The 25623-nt window shown below is 42.2% G+C and carries 25 protein-coding genes; 19 read left to right on the plus strand and 6 right to left on the minus strand.

What is annotated here, in order from left to right:
• Positions 1 to 4: 4 nt before the first annotated feature.
• Positions 5 to 1192, minus strand: a complete 1188-nt coding sequence (locus tag ICV01_RS04220; RefSeq protein ID WP_215288920.1) for an SPFH domain-containing protein — start codon at positions 1190 to 1192, stop codon at positions 5 to 7.
• A gap of 124 nt (positions 1193 to 1316) precedes the next feature.
• Between ICV01_RS04220 and ICV01_RS04225 the strand changes: the two genes are divergently transcribed.
• The 7 genes from ICV01_RS04225 (at position 1317) to ICV01_RS04255 (ending at position 6252) form a co-directional block, all read left to right on the plus strand.
• Complete coding sequence (locus ICV01_RS04225) at positions 1317 to 1754, plus strand: DUF2628 domain-containing protein (RefSeq protein WP_215288922.1); 438 nt, start codon at positions 1317 to 1319, stop codon at positions 1752 to 1754.
• A gap of 142 nt (positions 1755 to 1896) precedes the next feature.
• Entirely contained in the window at positions 1897 to 2778 is an 882-nt protein-coding gene (locus ICV01_RS04230; RefSeq protein ID WP_215288923.1) for a hypothetical protein, read from the plus strand.
• A gap of 23 nt (positions 2779 to 2801) precedes the next feature.
• A complete protein-coding gene (locus tag ICV01_RS04235) occupies positions 2802 to 3305 on the plus strand; it encodes a zinc ribbon domain-containing protein (protein ID WP_215288925.1) in 504 nt (167 codons plus the stop codon).
• Between the two features lie 45 nt (positions 3306 to 3350).
• On the plus strand, positions 3351 to 3692 hold the full coding sequence (locus ICV01_RS04240; protein WP_215288927.1) for a DUF805 domain-containing protein: 342 nt from the start codon (positions 3351 to 3353) through the stop codon (positions 3690 to 3692).
• A gap of 163 nt (positions 3693 to 3855) precedes the next feature.
• Entirely contained in the window at positions 3856 to 4617 is a 762-nt protein-coding gene (locus tag ICV01_RS04245; RefSeq protein ID WP_215288929.1) for a DUF4359 domain-containing protein, read from the plus strand.
• A gap of 26 nt (positions 4618 to 4643) precedes the next feature.
• On the plus strand, positions 4644 to 6029 hold the full coding sequence (locus ICV01_RS04250; RefSeq protein ID WP_215288931.1) for a hypothetical protein: 1386 nt from the start codon (positions 4644 to 4646) through the stop codon (positions 6027 to 6029).
• Between the two features lie 19 nt (positions 6030 to 6048).
• On the plus strand, positions 6049 to 6252 hold the full coding sequence (locus ICV01_RS04255; protein WP_215288933.1) for a hypothetical protein: 204 nt from the start codon (positions 6049 to 6051) through the stop codon (positions 6250 to 6252).
• 5 nt (positions 6253 to 6257) lie between these two features.
• Here ICV01_RS04255 and ICV01_RS04260 read toward each other — a convergent pair whose 3' ends face one another.
• Genes ICV01_RS04260 through argA form a run of 4 tightly spaced genes read right to left on the minus strand, consistent with a single transcriptional unit; the run spans position 6258 to position 9122 of the window.
• Positions 6258 to 6887 carry a hypothetical protein gene (locus ICV01_RS04260; protein WP_215288935.1) on the minus strand — a complete coding sequence of 210 codons (630 nt, stop codon included), beginning with the start codon at positions 6885 to 6887 and terminating at the stop codon, positions 6258 to 6260.
• Positions 6888 to 7481 (minus strand): hypothetical protein, encoded by a 594-nt coding sequence (locus ICV01_RS04265; RefSeq protein ID WP_215288938.1) that lies wholly within the window; start codon positions 7479 to 7481, stop codon positions 6888 to 6890.
• A gap of 5 nt (positions 7482 to 7486) precedes the next feature.
• Positions 7487 to 7759, minus strand: a complete 273-nt coding sequence (locus ICV01_RS04270) for an oxidative damage protection protein (protein WP_215288940.1) — start codon at positions 7757 to 7759, stop codon at positions 7487 to 7489.
• 25 nt (positions 7760 to 7784) lie between these two features.
• Positions 7785 to 9122 (minus strand): amino-acid N-acetyltransferase, encoded by a 1338-nt coding sequence (gene argA, locus ICV01_RS04275; RefSeq protein ID WP_215288942.1) that lies wholly within the window; start codon positions 9120 to 9122, stop codon positions 7785 to 7787.
• Between the two features lie 16 nt (positions 9123 to 9138).
• Between argA and hrpA the strand changes: the two genes are divergently transcribed.
• The 12 genes from hrpA (at position 9139) to xth (ending at position 23452) form a co-directional block, all read left to right on the plus strand.
• On the plus strand, positions 9139 to 13050 hold the full coding sequence (gene hrpA / locus ICV01_RS04280) for an ATP-dependent RNA helicase HrpA (RefSeq protein WP_251369388.1): 3912 nt from the start codon (positions 9139 to 9141) through the stop codon (positions 13048 to 13050).
• 105 nt (positions 13051 to 13155) lie between these two features.
• On the plus strand, positions 13156 to 13440 hold the full coding sequence (locus tag ICV01_RS04285; RefSeq protein WP_215288944.1) for a DUF1640 domain-containing protein: 285 nt from the start codon (positions 13156 to 13158) through the stop codon (positions 13438 to 13440).
• A 57-nt stretch (positions 13441 to 13497) separates the two neighbouring features.
• A complete protein-coding gene (locus tag ICV01_RS04290) occupies positions 13498 to 13794 on the plus strand; it encodes a hypothetical protein (protein WP_215288946.1) in 297 nt (98 codons plus the stop codon).
• A gap of 115 nt (positions 13795 to 13909) precedes the next feature.
• Positions 13910 to 14890, plus strand: coding sequence for a YncE family protein (locus ICV01_RS04295; RefSeq protein WP_215288948.1), 981 nt, complete (start codon positions 13910 to 13912; stop codon positions 14888 to 14890).
• Positions 14890 to 15669: a polysaccharide deacetylase family protein gene (locus ICV01_RS04300; protein WP_251369389.1), complete on the plus strand. Its 780-nt coding sequence runs from the start codon at positions 14890 to 14892 to the stop codon at positions 15667 to 15669. Before ICV01_RS04295 ends, ICV01_RS04300 begins: the two co-directional genes overlap by 1 nt.
• On the plus strand, positions 15669 to 16643 hold the full coding sequence (locus tag ICV01_RS04305; protein ID WP_371817475.1) for a sterol desaturase family protein: 975 nt from the start codon (positions 15669 to 15671) through the stop codon (positions 16641 to 16643). Before ICV01_RS04300 ends, ICV01_RS04305 begins: the two co-directional genes overlap by 1 nt.
• A gap of 18 nt (positions 16644 to 16661) precedes the next feature.
• Positions 16662 to 17474 (plus strand): EI24 domain-containing protein, encoded by an 813-nt coding sequence (locus ICV01_RS04310; protein WP_215288958.1) that lies wholly within the window; start codon positions 16662 to 16664, stop codon positions 17472 to 17474.
• Complete coding sequence (locus ICV01_RS04315; RefSeq protein ID WP_251369391.1) at positions 17464 to 18288, plus strand: molybdopterin-binding protein; 825 nt, start codon at positions 17464 to 17466, stop codon at positions 18286 to 18288. Before ICV01_RS04310 ends, ICV01_RS04315 begins: the two co-directional genes overlap by 11 nt.
• A 208-nt stretch (positions 18289 to 18496) precedes the next feature.
• Positions 18497 to 19915, plus strand: a complete 1419-nt coding sequence (glnA, locus tag ICV01_RS04320; protein ID WP_215288960.1) for a type I glutamate--ammonia ligase — start codon at positions 18497 to 18499, stop codon at positions 19913 to 19915.
• 26 nt (positions 19916 to 19941) lie between these two features.
• Positions 19942 to 21066 (plus strand): nitrogen regulation protein NR(II), encoded by a 1125-nt coding sequence (glnL, locus tag ICV01_RS04325; protein WP_215288962.1) that lies wholly within the window; start codon positions 19942 to 19944, stop codon positions 21064 to 21066.
• Positions 21067 to 21086: 20 nt separating this feature from the next.
• Complete coding sequence (gene ntrC, locus ICV01_RS04330) at positions 21087 to 22523, plus strand: nitrogen regulation protein NR(I) (protein WP_215288964.1); 1437 nt, start codon at positions 21087 to 21089, stop codon at positions 22521 to 22523.
• Positions 22524 to 22621: 98 nt separating this feature from the next.
• Positions 22622 to 23452 carry an exodeoxyribonuclease III gene (gene xth / locus ICV01_RS04335; RefSeq protein WP_215289134.1) on the plus strand — a complete coding sequence of 277 codons (831 nt, stop codon included), beginning with the start codon at positions 22622 to 22624 and terminating at the stop codon, positions 23450 to 23452.
• Here the strand turns inward: xth and ICV01_RS04340 are convergent.
• The gene (locus tag ICV01_RS04340; RefSeq protein WP_215288965.1) at positions 23444 to 25528 is read right to left on the minus strand and encodes a M3 family metallopeptidase; all 2085 of its coding nucleotides are present in this window, start codon (positions 25526 to 25528) and stop codon (positions 23444 to 23446) included. The two genes, xth and ICV01_RS04340, sit on opposite strands and share 9 nt — an antisense overlap.
• Positions 25529 to 25623: the final 95 nt, after the last annotated feature.

A 25623-nucleotide genomic window follows, 5' to 3' on the forward strand; every position in this document is an offset into this window, starting at 1 on the left:
GGACTTACTGACCCAAAATCTTGCGTTTTTCTGCTTCGAATTCTTCAGGGGTTAACACACCTTGGTCACGCAACTGGGCTAACTCCTTAAGCATGCGGATCCGTTCATTCGGATCAATCGCTGGCGCGGCAGGAGCTGCTGCAGGTGGCATGCCCGGTGTGCCGTAAGGCGCTACAGGCGGTGGGGCGTAATACGGAGGAACGGCATTAGGGTAGGCCGTATTCATGGCGCCGGTAAATTGTTGTCCCATGGTTTGCCCCATCGGCACACCAACCCCCATGCCCACGCCTAAACCAATCATGCTGGCACCGATGTTGCCATCAGCTGGCCTATTTTGGAATTGATTCATCGTATTCCCTTGAGCACCGGTGTAACCAGCCGCACCTTCCATGGCATTAAAACTACGTTCTTGTTGATAGTTAAAACCAACAATATCCATCTCGGCTTTCTTGGCAAGGGCTTCGCGAAGCTTCTTAATGGATGGATCATCTTCGTTGACATCAATATGGCTCACGAAGAAATTCACCAGCTTCAAACCAAAGTCTTCTAGCTGATCATTCAGCTCCGCTTTGATGGCGTCAGAAATGTCCGTTAACTGTGTGGCAATCTCTAAAACAGATAAGCCGGTATTGCCCCCCATCTTCTTGGCGATGGTAGTTTTGGCAATGGTCAAAATTAATCCGCGGAAATAATCTTTGAGCTTTTCTTTATTGAACTCGCTCATGGTGCCAACGAGCTTTACCAAGAATTTACGAGAGTTCTCAATTTGCACCGCGTATTGACCGTGGGCACTTACTGGAATCACGATGCCATATTTTGAATCTTGAATACGGATCGGCTCACGCGTTCCCCACTGGACATCCAAAGGAATCGCACGATTCGTGTACCAAACTTCAGCTGTAAAAGGAGAGCGGCCAAAGGGAAGGTTCAGAAGTTTGCCAATGACCGGCAAGTTTTCTGTTTTAAGCACATGGCGACCTGGACCAAAGGGGCCATCCATGGCGCCGCCACGGAACACCACCGCCTCTTGGGACTCATGAACAATTAACTGGGTCCATGTGGATAATTCAGTGCTATCAAACTTCCAAGCATAGACCTGATCCATAGGAAGAATCGGTTTGCCTTGTGCTTTGTTAATAGCTTGGTTACGGTGGGTTTCTTCATCCCACTTTACGACATCGATGATGGCCATAAGAGACTACCTTTCAGCTTCAGTATTGCTGTTAATTCTGTTATATTTACTATATATACATTATAGATAGAAATAAGCTATAAGTCCTTGTTAATTATATTTAAATCTGAATTGGAATTGATGTATGCAGTGTAAAAGTTGTGGCGCTCAAAATCCGGATAATTTGATGGAATGTGCTTATTGTGGTGCGAGTCTTTCTCGACCAACTGCGAATAGTGCTCCCGCCGCGCCTAGCGCTTCGGTTGTGTCTGCTCCTGCAGCCCCGGCAGCTAGCTCCCAAAATCAAGACTATGCGATTGATTTACCACAGTATTACAAGGCTGCTTTTGCTGAATTTGATAAAAATCCACAAGGTGGACCACAGTTTAAATTTAACTGGGGTGCGTTTTGGTTTGGCCCATTCTGGTACTTTTTCCGCGGCTTATGGCTAAAAGGCATCTTATATTTAGCCGTTATTTTTGGCACGGCAGGCTTTTTAGTTTGGCTACCTTGGATTTACAGCTTTTCGTTTGGTACGTATGACTTGTATCTCTTGCGTAAACACGGTAAACAATTTTGGTAATAATCTTTATGCTTGGCACTGGACTTTTCCTATCAACTCTAGCTGCGATCTTTATAAAGTATTCAGTAAGGGCTAGCTTATTTTTATGGTGAGTTGTGTGCGAATTTTCATCCTGAGTTTATTATCCTATTTCACTTTTGCGTTGGGAGTACCTTCTGCCTGGGCATTGAATTGGGTATTCAATGGTCAATCGAATGACAACAGTCGATTTGCTGTCGATATAGATTCCTTGGACTACAGCACATCGATGGTGCGATATATGTATCGCCACGATCCTGGTAGTGGGTCTAAAAAGACACCTAATGGTTTGAACTACGCGTACATATCCAGCCAATATGTAGCAGATTGTTCGGTTGGCACATCTCAAGAAACCTCTAGAAATTATATGGAGGAAAAGGGATGGCTGGTTGCAACCGGAACGCCTAATTCACAACCGATTATTTTGTCTCAAAACCCTAATGGCATCCACACAGTTCTCGTTAATGCTTTATGTTTTCTCAGTAAGTCCGGGGTTCGTCCCGTCGATCTAAGTTTATTTATGGATTGGACGGATGATGTTGCATTTAACCCAGGTAATGACCCTAAAACAGCACTATCGCGCTATGTTATTTCGCCGCAATCGATGCAAAGAAAGGGGGACTTATTATTTTTCACGCAAAGCTTAACTTATGTTCAAACTCAGTATTTTGGTGATCGCCCCTATAAAGTGAGGGTTGCTGTTGGTGCCTTTAACTGCCGTACGGAAGACCGTTCACCTTTATTGCTAAGTATGTATTACCAGGACTTGGATCAGCGAGCAATTGGTTGGTCTGGCGTACAAAACCCGGAAAATTTTATAGCGTTTGCAAGGTATGAAAATACTGAGAAATTCCGTCGTTATTGCGCTAAGTTTTATGAGCCGCGCCCCTACAATCAGTCATTACCATCGCCTTCCAAACCAATTCCAGTGGCACCCATGCCCTCTAAACCTGTCGAAGAAGAACGGAAGAAAACACCGCCAGTGCGGAGTGATTCACTGTTATGAGATTTAACTAAAAGGAAATGAATATGAAATGTTCTAGTTGTGGTGCAGAAAATAAAGCATCTGTTGGGCCTTGTGAATATTGTGGTGCACCTTTAGGTGCAGCCCCTAAAGCACCTGTAGGTTCTTCATCTGCGACTAATAGTAGTTCGCCAGATGTGGTAGCGATGGTTAAAGATCTGCCTAATAGCTACCAACAATTATTTCAGTTACCTAATCAGAACTTTAATTTTTGGGCCTTCTTATTTCCAGTTGGATTTATGGCTGGATATGGCGACTCCAATGCGGCGATTCGTTCGGGCTTGATGATTTTGGCGCCAAGTGTTATTGCTGCCATTCTCGGAGCACTCTCATGGCGCCTCTTATTTGCAGTGCACTTGATTGCGGGAATTTTTATCTTTGTCCTCCATATTATGTTCGGTTTGAAGGTGGCGGCTATATCAAGTAAAACCCAGCCCTTTAATATAGGTTCGGCTGTTTTATTTGAGTTAATCCTTTTATTAATTGGTGGCGCCGTATCTTATTTGTAAATAATGGTTTTTGGTTATTTTTAATGTAAGGAAGAAAGGAAAGTTATGAATTTCACAGATGCAGTTAAAGTTTGTTTTAATAAATATGCCGAATTTAAAGGGCGTGCTTCTCGCTCAGAATTTTGGTGGTTCCAGTTATTTTATGTGCTAATTGCTTTGATTGGTACCATGATTAACCCAGTGTTGGGCGGGATTGTTTATCTAGCACTATTCTTGCCTTTGCTAGCGGTTAGCGTACGTCGCTTGCATGATAAAGATAAAAGCGGTTGGTTTCTTTTGATTTATTGTGTACCCTTGATTGGTGCGATCCTTATGTTGGTATGGTTTTGCCAGCGTGGCACGATTGGTGATAACCGATTTGGTCCAGAATCAGTAGTTACCGCTTAATTAGATAGTTAAGCTAAAAAATAGGCGCATTCTTGGTTATCCGGAATGCGCCTATTTAATTGTGGTTGCTCATTTAAACGGGGGTCCAATAGGACTTAGATTTTGGAAGATGCAAGCTATCCTACTTCATTTGTTGATGAGGTTTATCTAAGAAAGGTTCACGATGAGTGATCAACAGCCGTATCAGGCAGTAGCAAAAAAAGAAAATAATCATTTCTTGATTGGGGTGATCGCAGTAATAGCAGTGGCCTTGTATGCCACCAATCCAACTAAGCAAGAATTTAATGAATTCATTGCTAAGCAAGTGCGTCAAAAATTAGCTGAAAAATCTGGCGAACAGAATTTCATTACTAATTTGGTCGCTGGAGTTGCTGGTGCCATGGTCAACGATGCATCTGAACGCAAAGATTATTTAATTTTTAGCACCTATAAAGTTGATTTGAGTGTTGTTCGTATGTTTGGTGGTGAATATAAAGATTTACAGTTTTTGGGTGTTGGCGGGCAATTTATTCCATTAAGTGGGATGAGTCTTGATAGTGGAGCAAGTGCAGATGGTAGAAGTATCCCAGCTCCTGCGCCTCTTCCAATAGCGCCTCAACAAGCTAGTCAAGTTACTTATAACTCCATCTATTACGTCACTCGCAATACGAAAGAATTTGGTTGGGCTAAGGGTTACGTCACTCAAGAGGCAGCTGATGCGGCGGCCTACAATTCTTGTCTTAAGCAAAATCAGGGTGAGTGTAAAAAATTGATTGGCGGCGCCTATCGTTGTTTAGCTATTTATAGCAATTCTAATAATATTTTTGCTTATATTGATAATAATTTAGACACTGCCAAACAAAATGCCTATGCCCATTGTTCAAGAGAGTCTGCGCCTGGAGACTCGTGTGCGATTCCTCAATATGGCACGGCTTGTGCTAATTGATTTTATTAAAAAGAATAGGTAATTGTATGAGTCGTTTGGTTCAGTTATTAATTAAATTGTCATCCATCAAAGCTTGGGTTGCGGGTGTCCTGGCGTTGATTACAGCGCTAGCATTAGTTTTTTATTTTTATTACCCTAAGTCAGTTGTCACAGTGGGTGTGCAAACAACACAATTAGTCAACGGCCAGCCTAAGCCCAAGAGCACCCTGGAAAAACTTAAAAAATATTTGGGTGAAAATGGTATTGAGCTCAGATTTAAGACTCAAGCAGATGCGGCTACAGAAAAGCCCAATTTAGAGTTTTTGATTAATGATCCAGAGGTCGACTTTGTCTACTCATCTAATACCGGTGCTAAGTTACCCGATGATGTTGTAGAGCGCTATTCCTCATTGGGAGCAGTCTCAAAGGGCGCTATTCTTTTTTATGTGAAAGCTGGTAAAAATAATATTAAGAATTTAAAAGACTTAAAAGGTAAAAAAATTATCTTTTGGTCAACGCCAGAGGGAAATGAAAAGCCTGCGTTCTCTAGTAAAGAGGCTAAGGCTTCAATCTATTCCTCTGACTATACCTTGGAGTCCATATTTAAACAGGTAGGTATCACACCTGAAAACACTAACTTAATCAATGTTTGGCCCCAAAAAGTAAATATGACTCAGGATTGGGATGTTTGGATTACCTTGGGTGGCTTGCCTGGTAAAGATGCTCAGTCTCATGATTTATGGAATCAAATTAGTGCTGGCCAAGTTGAGTTATTGTCTCTAGATGATTTGGAGGGAGTTAGTCGTCGTTTGAGTCATTTGCAGTTCAGTCGTTTACCAGCATCTGCGCATATACCTAGTAAGGCTATACCTAATAAAGATATTAACTATTTGGCAACTACCAGTTATGTCATTGTTAGCAATGATTTAGATCCAAGTATTGTCATGATTTTGGCTGAATATCAAAAGAAATTTGCTTCTGAGCAGTCTGTATTGAGTGATAAAGATGAATTTCCTAATTTTTCTCAAATGGGCGCATTTAAACCAAATAAAACGGCAGAGGATTTTTATGCTCACGGTAGGCCTTTCTTAAGCCAACATTTATCGCCAGCATTATCAGCATTTATTCTAAAAATATTATTGATATTGGTGCCTATGCTGACTATTCTTTGGCCGCTAGCCCATTTTTTACCAAGTATTTATCACTTTTACGTTAAACACAAAATTACGCATTGGTATAAAGATTTGGAGTTTATTGAGCGAAACTACTTAAAAGCAGATCTGGCAACACGCCAAATGATGAAAGATAAAATTGATGAGATTCAGATGGGATTACAGGAGATGAAGTTTCCGGTCATGCATTTACATTATGTTCAGGAAATATTTATTGCTAAAGAGCACGTTGAATTGATTCGTAAACGTTATGGACTTTAATCATTAAAAAGATATCTATATGACTTTCTCAGACGCAATAAAAACTTGTTTGAATAAATATGCTAATTTCAATGTCTTGTTATTAGACAAGCTCCAAGAATTAGCTGCTTGGGGAGTTGGTTTGCCAGAACCTACAGCGCCTGATGGACCTTCTGTCACCCTAAGCGATACACCTGATGCCGGTGCTGGTGGCTCAGGTAGTAGTGGGCCCGTGGTTCACTAAATTTCTTACTGACGACTACGGTTCACCGCTTGCCAGCTGGCAAAAAAATTCATCAAGCCCAATGAGGTTTTGGGTTTTAGTTGATGTGTGCCTAGACGCGTATCCGTACTATTAATCAGAAACTGCCAAGTCAGTTGTTGGGGGCTGATATTGGGATTACTGTTGGTACTGCTATTAGCAGTGTTACTGGCGGTAGCACTGCTTTGATTCCACGCATTTAAAACCTCTGGTGGCATTTCAAACCAAGCTTGGGTAATCGATGGTTGCACCATCTGCCAATTTCTCACTAGTTTCAAAGGGACATTCTTGTTGGCCACACGTATCTGGTACTGGGCATTCAGGCTACTGAGCCATGCTGTAGAAGCATTCGCTTGTGTATTTTTCAATTGCATCATTAAGCGCACTTGACCATCTAAGCGGCTGACTAAAGCTGTTACTAACCAAGGCCGGTTAGGTTGCCGCTCAGTAGCCATTGCCGCTAAAACGCCTTGAGGGGTCGCTTCTAATTTCCAAGGGTTATAGGGATTGTCACTGTTATCAATTTTGAGTAGCTTGGCTTGCTCTTTATTAACAATCACTAATTTATTCGGTTGTGTACCTAAGGCTAGTTTCAACACCTGTTGATCAATACCCATTTAACTTAAATAATTACTAATCAACGCCGAAATGCTCTGAGCCTTGCTGGCATTAATTTCATTGGTCTGCGAATAAAACTGATGGAGTCCTAGTTTTTCTTGAGGTCCTAATTGTCGAATCGTGCCTCCCATGAACGCATAGGCACAAGCGGAATAACACACCGACTCATCAAAACCTGTTTGAGTGATGAACTCATATTCACGTAAAAGCTGACCTACTTGAAGGCCGCCCGCTAAATTCCCGCCCAAGCTACTAAAGTGGATGGCGACAGGGCGGTCATCATGAGGCAGGGTCTTCACAAACTCTTGAAATTCTTTTCCAGCGTATTTGCTAAATAAGCCAATCGCTTTTACTTGAGTTACGCAAGAAGGGTTAGCTGTTGCAGGGCAAGTTTGGGTGATGGTGTAGCGAAGCGTTTCATCGTTGGCGATATGCAGGTTGACATCACTGTCAGCGATTGCAACAGTCACTATGGGTGCAACAGTTGCCAGAGCAGCTGTTAACAATACGAGTGCTAAGGTACGCAGGACAGGGATGTGCACAAAAGAAAACGAGCAGAAGCTAGAACTAGCATCTGCTCGTAATAACAACATAATGATTACTTCGACTCTGGCGTGAAGCCTTGCGCCGTATCAGCGCCTTCACCGTAGAAATATTTTTCAACTTGCTTAAGTAAATACTGTCGTGCACGTGCGTCTGCCATATTCAAGCGATTCTCATTAATCAACATCGTTTGTTGTTTGAGCCAGCCAGCCCAAGCTTCTTTAGATACTTCTTGCCAGAGCTTTTTACCTAATTCACCAGGCATCGGAGCAAAATCTAAACCTTCCGCTTCTTTATTCAATTTAATGCAATGAATTATGCGAGCCATTTTTACCTCTTAATATCAATAATAGTTAAATAGTCTTAATAAGAACCATTGATTTACGTTCCCAGTTATAAAGTTCTTTTCTTTCTGGAGGTAAATCATCCACAGTTGCTCGTACGAATCCACGTTTTAAGAACCAATGTTCAGTTCTGGTGGTGAGTACAAATAATTTTTTCAAGCCTTGGGCCCTGGCTCTAGCTTCAATACGTTTTAATAAACGCTCGCCATCGCCAGACTCTTGTGCTTCAGGATCTACGGCTAGGCAGGACAACTCACCTAAACCATTCGGATAGGTAAAGAGTGCCGCACAACCGAAAAGAACGCGGTCATGTTCAATCACAGAGAAGTGCGTAATATCACGTTCAATAACATCACGACCACGAGCCACCAAAATACCTTCATCTTCCAAAGGCTCGATCAATTGCAAAATGCCACCGACATCGTCAAGATTGGCTTCGCGTAGATGCTCAATATCGGATGCGGCAATCATCGTACTGATGCCATCATGGGTGAAGAGCTCTTCTAGTAAAGCGCCATCTCGGTCATGGGGTAGTAGGTGAACACGGCTCACACCAGACTTAATCGCTCTAATAGCATTCTGTAGTAAGACTTTTAGGTCCGCATCAGCGAGCGTTAAACCATTAATGTGTTCTTCTAATTGGCGCAAAGAAAATTCTTTAATTAACTCACCGGATTTATCTGTTAAGCCGTTGTATTCAGTTAAGAAAATGAGCTTATCTGCTTTGATTGCCATGGCTGTAGCTGTTGCTACATCTTCATAAGCGATGTTAAACGCTTGCCCTGTTGGTGAGAAGCCAAGTGGCGACATCAAAACAATCTTGTTATTGGCTAGTGAATGTTGGATAGACTCCGAATCTACCTTACGCACTAAACCTGTGTGCATAAAATCAACGCCATCCACAATGCCTACAGGTCTTGCTGTGATGAAGTTGCCAGAGATAACGGATATACGTGATCCAGCCATCGGTGTATTCGGCAAACCTTGGCTAAAAGCAGCTTCCATGTCTAGGCGTAATTCACCAGAAGCTTCTTTGGCGCATTCAAGAGCTGCGGGGTCGGTAATACGGTAACCACTCATGGCACCTGTGCCATAACGACTAGTTACTTTTCTTAAATCCAATTGTTCTTGAACTTGAGGGCGTGAACCATGGACTAAAACAATGCGCATACCCATGGCATGTAACATGGCCACATCTTGGATCAGCGCTTCTAAACCACCTTTTTGTACAAGCTCTCCAGCAAATCCAATAACAAAGGTTTTTCCTCGGAAACTATGGATGTAGGGGGCTACATCGCGCAGCCAAGCAACGAAGGGAAAATTATTTTCGGATGAATTTGTAGGCATAGTGGAAAATTATAGGGTGCAATTACCAAAAAATACCAAACTTTTAAAAATTGAGTTCCCTGAGGCTCTGCCCGTATCGGGGCAGCGGGATAAAATCACCCAAGCTTTAGAAAAGCATCAGGTGGTCATTGTCTGCGGCGAAACCGGGTCTGGTAAGACCACTCAATTACCTAAAATTTGCCTAGCCATGGGGCGAGGACGTGCCAACGGCACGGGTAAGCTCATTGGACACACCCAACCTAGACGTATTGCCGCAACGTCGACGGCCAAACGTATTGCCCAAGAACTAGGTAGTCCGCTGGGCGAGGATGTTGGCTATCAGGTTCGTTTTGCTGATAAAACTAGTGCCACTGCTTCCGTTAAATTAATGACGGATGGTATTTTGCTCGCCGAAACACAAAGAGACCCACTTTTAAATGCTTATGACACGATTATTATTGATGAGGCTCATGAGCGCAGCTTAAACATTGATTTCCTCTTAGGCTACTTAAGGCAACTGCTACCTAAACGCCCTGATTTAAAAATCATTGTCACTTCTGCCACTATTGATGCCGATCGTTTCGCTAAGCACTTTGGTGCCGTTGAGATGCCAGCCCCCGTGATTGAGGTCAGTGGTCGACTCTATCCGGTCGAAGTTAGGTATCAGCCTTTATTAGAACCTGGGAAAAAAGAGCCAAAAGAAATAGCTGATGCGGTGGTCGAAGCCGTGGCTGAGTTATGGCGTGAAGGGACTCATGGCGCTGGTGATGTTTTGGTCTTTTTGCCAGGAGAGCGCGAAATTAGAGATTGTGCCGAAGCTTTGCGCAAAGACCATGTTCTTAATCAACGCTATCACCCCGAGGTTTTAAGCTTATTTGCACGACAGTCGGTGGCTGAGCAGGAGCGGGTATTTCAGCAAGGGCAGGGCCGCCGGGTTGTTCTAGCTACTAATGTGGCAGAAACATCATTAACAGTTCCTGGGATTCGGTATGTGATTGATGCGGGTTTAGCTCGCGTTAAACGTTATTCCTACAGGAATAAAGTAGAGCAATTACAAGTTGAAGCTATTTCTCAGGCGGCTGCCAATCAACGTGCTGGTCGATGCGGTCGTGTATCGGATGGTATTTGTATTCGTTTATATGACGAAGCAGACTTTAATGCCCGACCTAAATTTACCGATCCAGAAATCTTAAGAAGCTCTTTGGCAGCCGTCATCTTGCGGATGCGTGCTCTGAAACTGCCACGTATTCAAGAATTTCCATTTATTGATGCGCCATTGGGACGCGCAATCAGCGATGGGGTTCAGCTCTTAGAAGAGTTGGGGGCAATGGAATCTGAAGGACCAAGGCAAGGGGCTTTAACGCCAATTGGCAAGCAGTTAGCTTCTTTACCTCTAGATCCAAGAGTCGGCCGTATGCTCTTAGCTGCACGTGACAATCAGGCTTTAAGAGAAGTCTTAATTATTGCTACGGCTTTGGCCAGTCAAGATCCAAGGGATCGTCCTATGGATCAGGCGCAAGCAGCAGATGCTGCCCATAAAACATTTGCCGATGAACGATCAGAGTTCTTATCTTATGTGAAGTTATGGGATTGGTACCAACATGCCTTGGTTCACAAGCAGAGTAACCGCCAATTAGAAAACTTATGTAAAAGTCACTTTATCTCTCCTAGGAGAATGAGGGAATGGCGAGATGTCCATGGGCAGCTGCATCATCTTTTGATGGAGCAGGGGTGGAAAGAAAACCCCACACCAGCGACCTTTGAACAAGTGCACTTATCGTTATTAACGGGCTTATTGGGCAACATCGCCAAGAAATCCGAAAATGATAAAAATGGGCCCAATATCTATGAAGGTGCCCGTGGTATCAAATTAAATATTTGGCCAGGTTCCACCATTGGTAAAAAAGCAGGGGCTTGGCTCTTGGCTGCTGAGTTGGTAGAGACCAGTCGTTTATTCGCTAGAACAATTGCTAAGATTGAACCCCAGTGGGTTGAAAAAGTAGCTTCTCACCGCATCGTTAAATCTTGGAGTGATCCATTTTGGGATGGTCGTCAAGGTGAAGTGATGGCGCATGAGCGTGGCACCTTATATGGGCTGCCTATCTATCATGGTAGAAAAATACGCTTTGCACCTAAAGACCCATTAGAGGCTCGCCGGATATTTATTCAAAGAGCCCTGGTTGAAAGCGAATTGCTGGGTCAAGTTGAATCAGCGCAATCACAAAAGCAAACCGGTTCTTTGTTGAGTTTCTTTTGGCACAACCAACAGCTAGTTAAACAAATCGAAGCTCTAGAGCATCGCTCTAGACGGCAAGATATTTTGGTTAATGATGAGTTGCTCTTTGCTTTTTATGAACAGAAACTACCGCCAGTGGTATTAAGTAGGGCGAGTTTAGAAGCTTGGTTAAAAGAAGAGCCTAAGCATGGCGCCACACTAAAGCTAGATAAATCAGATTTGATGCGTTATGAAGCTGCTGGGGTCACGATTGATCGTTATCCTAAAACGATCAAGATGGCGGGTACAGAGCTTCAGCTCACTTATCACTTTGAACCGGGTAGCCCTAAAGACGGAGTCACGATGGTGGTGCCGCTTGCGTCTCTCAATCAAATTGATCAAAGGCGTTGCGAATGGTTAGTGCCAGGGCTTTGTATTGAAAAAGTTCAGTTGTATCTGAAATCATTGCCGCAAAAATTAAGAAGGCACTGTGTACCTTTGCCAGAATTTGCTAAAGGCTTTGTAGAGCGCGCCAATGAAAAAGACGCTTTTGGTGAGGGAGATTTTTTAGAAGCGATCATTGCTGATATTCGTTCTCAAACTCAAGTACAAACGCAGAGGACTGATTTCCGTCCAGAAAATTTGCCGTTGCATTGTTTTATGAATTTCCGTTTGGTTGATGAATATGGCCGCCAAATTGACCTAGATAGAAACCTTGGGAAATTGCGCGCTGAATATGCTCAGGCAGCTAGAGATATGTTTAAGGAGGTGGCGGCAGTTGCAGCGGTTCCTGCTGTTCCGAAATTAGACAATCAGTCAAATGGTTTGGTGAGTCATGCGCATCTAGAAAAAGAAACTGCTCATTCTTCAGAAACTGAAAATATCAAGTCTTGGACATTTGGTGTTTTGCCTGAGATGTTAGAGATTAAGCAAGGTAAGCAGACCCTCTATGGTTATCCTGCGTTAGTAGATAAAGACACCCATTGCAATATTGAAGTATTCGATGATCCTGAACTGGCGAGAAAGGCACATACCCAAGGGTTGAGGCGCTTATTTGCACTTCAAATGAAAGACACCATTAGAGCATTGCATAAACAATTGCCTGGTGCGCGAGATATGGGTTTGTTATTTATGAACTTAGGGCAATCTGAGGACCTCATCACCCAAGTACTTGATTTGGCATTAGAGCGTGCCTGCTTGATGGATCCCTTGCCAGTGAGTGAAGCTACATTTAAAGAGCGCTTGGATGCTGGCAAGCCTAAATTGGCGCTCATCGCTCAAGAAGTGGCAAGGCATGCTCTAGCAAGTCTGCAGGCTTATGTGGATGTACAGAAGCGTATGGCTCAGTTAAAAGCTTTATCTGCTTCAGCTCATACTGATGTAGTTGGGCAGTTACAAAAGCTTATTCATGCTAAATTTGTTGCGCAAACACCTTATGAATATTTGGTTCATTTGCCTAGATATCTAAAAGCTATTGTGATGCGAATTGATAAACTCAGAAGTAATCCGGCTCGTGATCAACAATGCCATACAGAATGGCAATCTTTGCTAAATCCTTGGCAAAAACTCATTCAGTCTCAAAAAGCCTACGGCGGTTCTTTAGATCCTCGCCTAGAAGATTTTAGGTGGCAGTTAGAAGAATTGCGGGTGGCACTTTATGCCCAGGAGCTTAAAACGCCAACGCCCATGTCTACAAAGCGACTACAGAAGATTCTTGAAAGCATCAAGAAATAGTAGGAGCTTTGTTTCATTTCCCTTAGTTTTTTAGGTTATTCCAAGTTGAGGGCTCACGTATATATACTTATAAAAATAATAAGTAATAAACAACTGAGGAGCGCAATGATTCATTTTGACACATACGAATTTGTCAGTGATTTAACCAAGTCAGGCATGGAAGTTCATCAGGCAAGCACCTTGTCGAAAAAATTAAAAGGCATATTTGATGGCCAGTATTCTGATTTAGCCACCAAACAAGATGTGGAGAAAGTTGCATCAGAGTGCCGCTCAGAAATAGCGCTTGTCAAAACCGAGTTAAAAGGTGAAATACAAATGCTGAGATGGATGATTGGAATTTTGGTGGCGGCAGTTGTGGCTTCACTTATTCAGCACAATTTTATTCACTAATTTATTCATGAATACAGCTCGTTAATTGAAAGGATTTAAGTGTTTATATTTGACTCCATGAAATTTGCTGACACACTCGAAGAGTCAGGTATGGAGCTTGCCCAAGCCAAGACCCTTTCAAAAGCTATGCAAACAATTGTGATGGACAGTGGGCATCATTTAGCCACTCAACACGATCTGACGGAAATTCGCTCAGAGATTGTCAGTTTTAGAGCGGAGTGTTCAACTGCTATACATGCAGTGAATGTTGAAGTTCAATCCATTAACTCCCATATGAAGATGATTAAATGGGCAATGGGTCTAATGATTGGCATAGGAATGGCGCTTGTTTTTGAATATATATTTAGCCATTAGTTTTAGGCTATCTGATCGCTATTGGATAGATGGATGGGGTGAGATCAATTTGCTATATATCAATAAAATTCAAGGATATTGATCGTTTTGGGGGTTTGGGTTTTAAAATCCCTCTATGAATAAATTAATTAAATTATTTTTATCACTAGGCCTTCTAGTGAGTCTTTTTTCACATGCGGCTGAGTCTGAGAGAAAAACAGCGATTGTCTTAAATTCCGGTGACGCGAGCGTTAGTCTGATCGACATGGATAAGCGCCAGGTTTATAAAAACTTCCATATTGGCAAAGAACCACATCACCTCATGATTACACCAGACCAAAAGGCGGTATTGGTGGCGAATGCGACGGGTAATGAGGTTGTGTTTTTAGATCCTAAGACTGGCGAAAAAATAGGTCGTCTATCTAACATCATTGACCCGTACCATATTGGGTATTCACCTGACAAAAAGTTTTTCATTGCCGCAGGTAATCGTTTAGATCGCATCGATATCTACGCTGCCAAAGCCCAAGAGCTAACTTTGTTAAAAGTTATTAAGGCACCTAAAACACCTAGTCACATTACTTTTACAAGTAATAGCAAAACTGCTTTTGTGACATTGCAAGACTCTGATGAATTAATTGCTATTGATTTAGATACTCAAGAGATTATTTGGAAAATGTCGGTGGGTCATTTGCCTGCTGGTATTTGGATGACGCCTGGCGATAAACATTTATTGATTGGTCTAACTGGATCTGATGCTGTTCAAGTCATCGATTGGAAAAAACGCCAAGTTATTAAAGAAATAAAAACAGGCAAGGGGGCTCATAATTTTAGACCCTTGGGTGACAAGAAACATGTGTTCTTGAGTAACCGCGTGGAGCCAAGTATTAGCATCCTCAATATGGATACTTTGGAAAAGGTGGGGGATATTACTGGTTTGCCATCAGGTCCTGATGATATGGATGTCACACCTGATGGGAAAGAGCTATGGGTGACATTTAGATTTGCTAAAAAAGTGGGGGTGATTGATATTGCGAGCAGAAAATTAATTACCACCATACCTGTGGGTAAAAGTCCTCACGGCATATTCTTCTACCCGAGTGCACCATGGCAGTAATGCCGAAGCATCTCTCAGTTATTTCTTTGTTCCTCTGGGTAGCCGCTGGCTTTGCCCATGCAGCAGATTGTGATAAAAAAGTTTATTTAACTTTTGACACAGGCAACATGTCTGTTGCTAAACAGGTTGCTGATGTTTTACGTCAGCATCAAGTCAAAGCCACCTTTTTTTTGGCTAATGAAAAAACCAATCAAGATAGCTATGCGTTAGATTCTGCATGGGCTGAATTCTGGAAGCAACTTATTAAAGATGGTCATGCATTTGGTAGCCATACGCTGCATCACACCTATTTTGTGAAAGACGGTTCTCATGGAATTTATGTTAAATCTCAATTTGGCCCTCATGCAGGTAAAACACGCTTGGTTAATGGAGAGTCATTCTGTCGAGAAATAAAAGGTGCTGATGAACGGTTTTATCAACTCACAGGCCGTCATTTGGATCCTATTTGGCGTGCGCCTGGTGGAAAGGTTTCAGCTCAATCCATTGAATTTGGCAAGACATGTGGTTATGCCCATGTGGCTTGGTCTGAATCAGGTTTCTTGGGTGACGAACTACCTTCAGAAAAATTTCCTAATGACTATTTACTCAACAAAGCTTTAAAGACTATCAAGCCAGGCGATATCACCATGGCTCATTTAGGTATTTGGTCTAGAAAAGACCCTTGGGCTCCCGCCGATTTAGAACCTCTGATTCTTGGCCTCAAGGCCCAAGGCTATTGTTTTGGTCGTATCACGGAGCTTGGGCAACATCCCAAGATTTCTAGAATAATAGCTAAATGATCATGGAATTTTTCGCCAATCTATATTCTCAAGTTCAAGACTGGATGATGCAGGCGGTTGTTATTCCCTTGTTATATGCCATTGATGGGATGAGTTATGCGGAAGATTCTGTCAATGCTCTGGATTGGTTCTTATTTGGAGCCATTCAAATCATCATCATCGTGTTGGTATTGGCGCCACTCGAACGCTTTATACCCGTTGAAACTTATGATTCAGAAAAAGTTGCTAAATCTACTATCTCTAAATCTAGATACGTGGATGTCTTCTACACCTTGATTCATAGGTTAGGGGTGGTAAAGCTCATTTTATTTTTATTATTCTCAGATGTTTTTTTCGCTCTAGACGGACAATTGCATGATCTTGGGTTTCATCGATTTAATGTGGAATCTTGGTGGCCTGGCGTGACTTCGATTCCTTGGGTGAGCTTTTTAATCTATTTGGTGATATTAGACTTTGGCGAGTATCTCTACCATCGGGCATCTCATCAGTGGAATTGGTGGTGGCAATTACATGCCTTGCACCATAGCCAACCTTACATGAGTGTGTGGACTGATAACAGGAACCATCTGATTGATGATGTGGGGCATTCTTTTGCTTTCGCTATTTTGGCTTTAATGATTGGCGTTGAGCCCTCACAATATATTTGGCTAATTGCTATTAGTCAGTTAATACAGAGTTGGCAGCACGGCAATCTCAACATAACGCATGGTATTTTTAAATATGTATTAATTTCTCCACGCTATCATCGCCTGCATCATGCGATTGGTATGGGGTATGAAGTACCCGGCAAGCCTGGTGTTTTAGGTGGCTGTAACTTTGGTATTTTGTTTCCCTGGTGGGATATCTTATTTAAAACAGCCATCTTCGATCAGGCTGCTTATCCAACAGGTGTTCGCGGAATGACTGTGAGTAACAATCCTTTGGTACAACAGTGGCAGGGTATAAAACACTCCATGAAAACATTCTTTAAATAAAACAGATAGGAGGTTGATTTGTTAAGAGCTTTTGGCCTATCAATCGTAGGCATCTTCCATCCCAAGATGCTATGGCTAACTATCCGTCCATTTTTAGTAATTAGCGTCCTATGGGGCATGCTGTTCTTTTTTATGTGGGAACCAGCACTAGAGAGCATTCGTATTTTTATAACAACTTCTTTTCTGACTGCTTGGCTATCAGATGTGATGTCAGCAACGGGTTGGGATGAGATTCGCGCTGTAATGGCACCTTTGTTATTGGTTATTTTTCTTATCCCATTTATTACGATTTCTTTATTGGCGTTTGTGGCATTTACATCTGTGCCCGCTGTCGTTCGCTATTTAATAAAACAACCCAATTATGCGCAACTCTATGAAGCACATGGCGGTAGTTTGTTGGGCAGTGTGGGCTATGCCTTTTTATCGATATTTATTTGTTTGGGGATTGTTTTTTTGACTTTCCCTATTTGGTGGATTCCTCCAATGGTCTCTGTTATACCCCCATTAATTTGGGGTTGGTTAACGATGCGTTTGATGACTTATGACGTATTAGCGAGACATGCTAGCGAAGATGAGCGTGTTGCCTTAATGGAGGCCCATCGCTGGCAACTATTAGCAATGGGAATTATTTCAGGTCTGTTCGGAGCAGTTCCTACTTTCTTCTGGGCAACATCTGCGATAGCTTTTGTATTCTTTCCAGTGGTGTCTTTTATGGCGCTTTGGATTTATTCACTAGTATTTATTTTTTCGGCATTGTGGTTTGGACATTATTTATTAGATGCCTTAAAAGTTTATCGAGCAACGAATGGGGTTTCTATACATGTCAACTGAACTAATGAATAGAAGATTTAGATTAATAGTTGTGGGTGATGAAATTTTGTCAGGTAAGAGACAAGATAAACATTTATCCAAATTAATTGAATTACTCTCAGAGCGTGGTTTGATGATGAGTGGTGCTGAATATATCGGTGATGAGCCTGAACTAATTACAGCTACTTTGAGCCGCAGTTTTAGTACAGGTGATGTGGTTTTTAGTACAGGTGGTATCGGTGCAACACCGGATGACCATACGAGACAATGTGCAGCAAATGCTTTAGGGTTGTCTTTGAGTCTTCATTCTGAGGCACAACAATTGATTGCTGGTCGAATTTTGTCGATGGCTGAAGGCGACCCTGTCAAAGGGGATTTAACGACAGCAGACAATCAGCAACGCATGAAGATGGGGGAGTTTCCAGTTGGAAGTCAAATTATTCCTAACTCATATAATCAGATTCCTGGGTTTTCAATTAAAGAGCACTATTTTTTGCCTGGATTTCCAGTGATGGCAGCTCCCATGATGGCTTGGGTGCTAGATACTTATTACAAAGATTTATTCCATCAAGTTGATTTTGTGGAAAAAGGTTTCATTGTTCCTTTGGCAATGGAATCTAGTTTGACACCATTGATGGAAAGCATTGAAAATAGCTACCCTGGCATTAAGGTATTTAGCTTGCCTTCGGTGGGGGATCCTAGCAGAGGTGGGGTGTTTTCTAAACGCCATATTGAGTTAGGGGTGAAGGGGGGAGCCGCTTTGGTTGATAAGGCGTTACCTGTACTTCGAAAGGGTGTTTCTGATTTGGGCCATGAAATACATGATTTGCCCTAATTTAGGGATTTATGTTGCCTAAGCGCCTTTATTGTGCATATTTGCACCAATATGGTGCAAATTATCAGAGTCCTGCTAAATTGTTGGCTTAAAATGCCAACAAAGATGTAGAGCATGTCTTTGGCATGCTTTGTGCATAGATTTGTATTAGCTGGTTGCTAAATAATATTTAGTGATTAATTTGAGATTGTTCCAACAGGAGAGTTGCATGACCACGAAGACCGTCGCAGATGTAATGAAGCTTGCGAAAGAAAAGGAAGTTACTTTTGTTGATTTCCGTTTTACTGATACTAAAGGTAAAGAACAGCACGTGAGCGTGCCTGTATCTCACTTTGATGAAGATAAATTTGAGAGTGGTCATGCATTTGACGGCTCTTCAATCGCCGGCTGGAAAGGTATTGAAGCATCAGATATGTTGTTGATGCCTGATCCTGCAACAGCTTATATCGACCCATTCTATGAAGAGCCAACATTGGTTCTTTCATGTGATGTTATTGAACCATCTGATGGCAAAGGTTACGACCGTGACCCACGTTCTATTGCTAAACGTGCTGAAGCTTATTTAAAGAGTACGGGTATTGGTGATACAGCATACTTTGGTCCAGAGCCAGAATTTTTCGTATTTGACGGCGTAACTTGGGGTAACGACATGCAAGGTTGTTTCTTCAAGATTGAATCTGAAGAGGCTCCATGGTCATCAGCAACAGCTTTTGAACACGGTAACTCAGGGCACCGTCCAGGTAAAAAAGGTGGTTACTTCCCAGTAGCGCCAGTGGATACGTTCCAAGATATGCGTTCAGAAATGTGCTTGATTTTGGAATCTTTAGGTATTCCAGTTGAAGTACATCACCATGAAGTTGCTGGCCAAGGTCAGAACGAATTGGGTACAAAATTCAGCACATTGGTAGAGCGTGCTGACTGGACAATTCTACAAAAGTACGTGATTCAAAACGTTGCTCATGCTTACGGCAAGACAGCGACATTTATGCCAAAACCAATCGTTGGTGACAACGGTTCTGGTATGCACGTTCACCAATCTATTTGGAAAGATGGCCAGAACTTGTTCGCAGGTAATGGTTACGCAGGTTTGTCTGATACTGCTTTGTACTACATCGGCGGTATTATTAAACACGCTCGTGCATTGAATGCGATTACAAACCCAGGTACTAACTCATACAAGCGTTTAGTTCCAGGTTTTGAAGCACCAGTTAAGTTAGCTTACTCAGCACGTAACCGTTCAGCTTCAATTCGTATTCCACACGTTGCAAATCCTAAGGGTCGTCGTATTGAAACTCGTTTCCCAGACCCATTGGCTAACCCATACTTGTGTTTTGCTGCATTAATGATGGCTGGTTTAGACGGTATTCAAAACAAGATTCATCCAGGAGAAGCAGCTGATAAGAACTTGTATGACTTGCCACCAGAAGAAGATGCAAAGATTCCAACAGTATGTAACAGCTTGGATCAAGCTCTTGAGGCATTGAATGCTGACCGTGAGTTCTTAACTCGTGGTGGTGTATTCACGCACTCAATGTTAGATGCGTACATCGAGTTGAAGATGGAAGAAGTTACACGCTTCCGTATGGCTGCTCACCCAGTCGAATTCGATATGTACTACTCACTCTAATTGGTCGAGTTAAGGGAAGCGCAGTAATGGTGCGCAAACCGGTAGAAGGGGCAGCCGAGGCTGCCCTTTTTTCTCCCTACGCCGCTTGGAATCAGTTACCCAATGCTGTTCTAGTGGTTGATTACCCTCGTCAAATAGTTATCTATGCAAACTCTGCAGCAGAAGTTAGTTTGGATATATCTAGTAAGCTGCTTGAGGGTTTAAAAATTCATGATGTCTTTGGGGATAATCCAGAGCTTATTAATATGCTTGATGCTGTTGTGGGGGAGCATGTTAATGCCCAGCGCCAAGATTTATTACTAGGGCCAGGTCCATCAAGGGCAGATCATGAGCCCATTAATGCTCATGTGGTTGTGGGTGCTTTAGATCAGCCTAATTCGGTATTAATTGAATGGTTACCATTAGATCAACAAATTCGTAGTGAAAGAGATGCACGTTTAGTTCAGCAAGTAGAGGCTAATAAAGCACTAATGCGTAATCTTGCTCATGAGATTAAAAATCCATTGGGTGGCATTAGAGGAGCGGCTCAGTTATTAGAGTACGAGCTTGATAACAAAGGTCTACATGAGTACACGCAAGTCATCATTAAAGAGTCTGATCGATTGCAAACCCTAGTAGATAGATTGTTAGCGCCTCATCGAAAGCAACACATTGATGAATATTTAAATATTCATGAAGTATTAGAGCGGGTGAGAAGTGTGGTTCTTGCTGAGTTCCCAACTGGTTTAAGCATTAAACGTAATTACGACATTAGCTTGCCTGATTTATTAGGTGACAAGGAAGCCTTAATCCAAGCGGTATTGAATGTTGTTCATAACGCTGCTCAAGCTTTACGAGATCGTATTGAACAGGGTGATGCAGTTATTGAATTAAGTACGAGAGTTGCCAGGAATGTGACTATTTCCAAGCAACGCTACAAACTGGCATTAGATTTGCATGTAACAGATAACGGGCCTGGTATTCCAGAGGAGATTAGAGACAAAATCTTTTTCCCTCTTGTATCAGGTAAAGAAGGCGGTAGTGGTCTTGGTTTAACTTTAGCTCAAACTTATGTGCAACAGCACTTTGGGTTTATTGCATGCACAAGTAAGCCGGGTTATACCGATTTTCAAATGCAATTGCCTTTCCGCATTAAAAGCGGGGATGCTTAATAGGATATTAGGAATTTAATATGAAACCGGTTTGGATTGTGGATGATGATCAATCAATACGCTGGGTATTAGAAAAGGCCTTGCAACGCGAGAATATGCCTTACCGAAGTTTCACTAATCCTCAGGATGTATTAGATGCTTTTGATAAAGAAGAACCTCAAGTTTTAATTTCTGATATTCGTATGCCGCGCGGCAATGGCATTGATTTATTGCAACAGGTTAAGGCTGAGCATCCGCATGTACCTGTGATTATCATGACAGCTTACTCTGATCTAGATTCGGCCGTATCTTCATTTCAGGGTGGGGCATTTGAGTACATAACAAAACCTTTTGATATCGCTAAATCTATTGAATTAATACGTCGCGCAGTAGAGGAGAGTCTGAGGCTACAAGAAACGACTCGTGATGTTACTGAGCGCATGCAAGAAAGTACGGAAATGCTTGGCCAGGCTCCAGCCATGCAGGATGTTTTTAGGGCGATTGGACGTCTTTCGCAATCAAATGTAACCGTTTTGATTACAGGTGAGTCTGGCACAGGAAAAGAATTAGTAGCTAGGGCACTACATAAACACAGTCCTCGTGCAGGAGGACCTTTTATTGCTTTGAATACAGCAGCAATTCCTAAAGATCTCTTAGAGTCAGAGCTATTTGGTCATGAGAGAGGAGCATTTACAGGTGCTCAAACGATGCGCCGCGGGCGTTTTGAACAAGCAGAAGGCGGCACCTTATTTTTAGATGAAATTGGCGATATGCCATTTGATTTGCAAACAAGGCTATTGCGTGTTCTTTCTGATGGACATTTTTATAGGGTGGGGGGGCATGATTCTTTGAAATCAAATGTGCGTGTGATTGCAGCTACCCATCAAAATCTGGAGACACGCGTTGCAGAAGGGTTATTCCGAGAAGATTTATTTCATCGTTTAAATGTTATTCGCTTGAGATTGCCTTCGTTACGTGAAAGACGTGAAGATATTCCATTATTAGCTAGGCACTTTATGCAAACTTCGGCTAAAAGTTTGGGAATGGAGGTTAAGCGTTTATCAGATGATGCTTTGACTGCTATTTCAGCACTACCTTTTCCTGGAAATGTTCGTCAACTGGAAAATCTCTGTCATTGGTTAACAGTTATGGCTCCTGCTCAGGTAATTGGACCTCAGGACTTACCCCCTGATGTGATTGTTATGGGAGCTGAGTTACCTGAAGGTGTCGAGGCGCCAATAAGTTATAAATCTACTTCTGCGGCTGATTGGGAATCTGGCTTAGCTATGGCTGCTAAACAGTTGCTCCAAGATGGTCATAGAGAAGTGTTTTCGTCATTAGAGACTAAATTTGAAAAGGCTATTCTAAGCGCTGCTCTAGAGGTAACTAGAGGGCGTAGAGTCGAGGCGGCGGAACGTTTGGGGATTGGTAGAAATACCATCACCAGAAAACTTCAAGAGCTAGGACTTGATAACTAATTTATAGAGCTATTGGGTTCACTTTGGTTGGAAGCAAAACAAGGTTCATAATAGGAAACTTGTTTAGTTTTTGATGTTTATTTCTTGATATGTCTTCAATTCGCTTGGCCACCTGGAATGTTAATTCCATTAAAGTTCGACTTCCTCATCTTTTGCAATGGTTGAGCATGCAAGAAAAAGAACAAGCCCCTATTGATGCGGTTTGTTTACAAGAGTTGAAGCTCACAGAAGATAAATTTCCTTTTGCTGAACTTGAAGCAGCTGGTTATTACGCCTTAGTAGCTGGACAAAAAACTTATAACGGCGTGGCTTTACTGTTGAGAAAAGATTCCTTAGCCGCAACTGCTCAAGACCCTGAAACGGCTTTTTTGTCACCCACAAAAAATAATCCAAAATTTCAAGATGAACAACAACGACTAGTCTCAGCAACTGTTGCGTTTAAAGGTAGGCAGCCGATGCGTTTGATTTCCGCCTACTTTCCTAATGGTCAAGCGCCTGGAACAGAAAAGTTTTCTTATAAGATGGATTGGTTAGCAGGTCTATATGATTGGCTAGCTGAAGAAATTGAGATTCATCCTCGCTTAGCACTTTTGGGTGATTACAACATTGCGCCAGCCGATGAAGATGTTCATGATCCTAAAGCTTGGGAAGGACAAAATTTAGTGAGCCCAGAAGAGCGTGATGCTTTTCAAGGATTAATTGATTTGGGTTTTTACGATAGCTATCGTTTATTTGAGCAATTACCCAAAAGCTTTAGCTGGTGGGATTACCGCATGATGGGCTTTAGAAGAAATGCTGGCGTTCGTATTGACCATGTACTTTTAACCAATGCATTAAAAGAAGAGTGCACCGCTAGTCGTATTGATAAAGTACCCAGGGGCTGGGAGCAACCTTCGGACCATGCCCCTGTAATTACAACGTTAGGCTAGCCCACCATGGCGAAGTAAGGCATCTATTTGAGGTTCTCTACCTCTAAAGGCCTTAAATGATTCTGCAGCAGGGCGGCTTCCCCCCACTTCAAGAATTTCTTTTCGATAATGTTCTCCCGTTGCAGCATCTAATACGCTACCTGTGGTGATGGCAGCCTCTTCAAAAGCAGCATAAGCATCTGCTGATAATACTTCTGCCCATTTATAGCTGTAATAGCCAGCAGAATAACCGCCAGCAAAAATATGATTAAAGGTATTAGGCCATCTAGAGATGTCTGATTGCGGCATCACATGGATATTGTCATTAATAGCCTTTGCTAATGCCAAAATATCTTGGCTCTTAGCTGTATCGGCATTAAAGCTGGAGTGAAGGCGCCAGTCTGTTAAAGAGAAAACAATTTGTCTGAGTGTCCCCAAGCCATTTTGGAAGTTCTTAGCAGCCAGCATTTTTTGAAATAAATCTTTGGGTAAAGGTGCTCCCGTATCGACATGAGCGGTCATCTTTTCTAATACTTCCCATTCCCAACAGAAGTTTTCCATAAATTGACTTGGTAACTCAACCGCATCCCATTCAACGCCATTAATGCCTGAAACACCTAATACGCCAACCTGAGTCAGCATATGATGCAGGCCATGACCACACTCGTGGAATAGCGTGATGACATCATCATGGGTGATGGTGGGTTGCTTGGTGATGCCATCGACTGTTACAGGGGATGGGAAGTTGCAAACTAAATATGCCACAGGAGTTTGAATAGAGCCATCTGATAGAACTCTTCGACCTCTTGCATCATCCATCCAAGCGCCACCACGTTTGCCTGGTCTTGCATAAGGATCTAGATAAAAATTGGCCAGCAAATCACCTTTTTTATTGAGTACTTTGAATGATTGAACATCTTTGTGCCAAGTAGGTAAATCATCATGACTGATAACAACACCAAAGATAGCTTCGGTTACATGAAATAAACCTTCCAGTACTTTTGGTAAAGGAAAGTATTGTTTAACTTCATTTTCAGAAAAAGCATAACGCGCTTGTTTGAGTTTTTCTGATACGTAGGCTGTATCCCAAGGCTCAATATGAGATAGGCCTAGGGATTCTTTGGCAAATGCTTGTAGATCATTCCAGTCTTTTTGACCGTGCGATTTAGCACGTTTGGCAAAAGTTTCTAAAAACTCATCTACTTCAGCAACTGTTTTTGCCATTTTGGGGGCAATGCTGAGTGCCGCATAGTTGGCAAAACCTAACATTTTTGCTTCTTCATTTTTTAAGCGAAGTTGAGCCAACATATTGTTGGTGTTGTCCCATTCTTTTTTACCTGAACTATATTGCTCAGATAATTCAGATGCTCGAGTGACGTAGGCTTGATAGAGTGTTTTTCTGAGTTCTCGATTTTCAGAAAATTGCATCACTGGAAAATAAGATGGGAAGTGAAGGGTAAATGCCCAGCCTTCTAGATTCTTAGATGTGGCAGTTTCTTTAGCCGCTGCTATGACGTCATCAGGTAGCCCAACTAAGTCTTTAGCGTTTGTGATGGCATGAACAAATGAATCTGTAGCGTCTAATACATGATCCGAAAATTCTTTTGATAATTTAGCTTGCTCTTCTTGGATTTCAGAAAAACGAGCCTTTTGAGCATCAGTTAATTCAGCGCCACCTAACCGAAAATCTCTTAAGGAGTTTTGAATAACTTTTTTCTGAGCAGAACTTAATTGATTAAATTGATTCGATTCGCTTAGTGATTTATATTTTTTATATAGATCTAAGTTTTGCCCTAGGCTACTCCAAAATGCGGTGACTTGAGGGAGCATTGAGCCGTAAGCCTCTCTTAGTTCTGGTGTATCGGCGACACTATTCAGGTGGCTAATAACCCCCCAAGATCGTCCCAAAGCCTCTGTTGCATTTTCTAAAGGTTCAACTAAAGCATCCCAAGTTTCAGGAGTTTCAATAGATACTGAAATATCAACAGCCTTTTGTGCAGAACTAAGTAGTTCTTGTATAGCTGGTTTGATATGTGCCGGTTTAATTTGATCATAAACAGGCAGGCCGTGGCCAAATGAAAGTAGTGGATTTGTCATAGACTTTATTATGTATCAATATAAAAAATCAGGCGCCATGAGCGCCTGATTAGTTTCAATCCGTTTAAAGTGAAAAATTGAAGGATATGAAATTG

Origin of the sequence: Polynucleobacter sp. MWH-Spelu-300-X4 (assembly GCF_018687515.1) — a bacterium.
GTDB lineage: Bacteria > Pseudomonadota > Gammaproteobacteria > Burkholderiales > Burkholderiaceae > Polynucleobacter.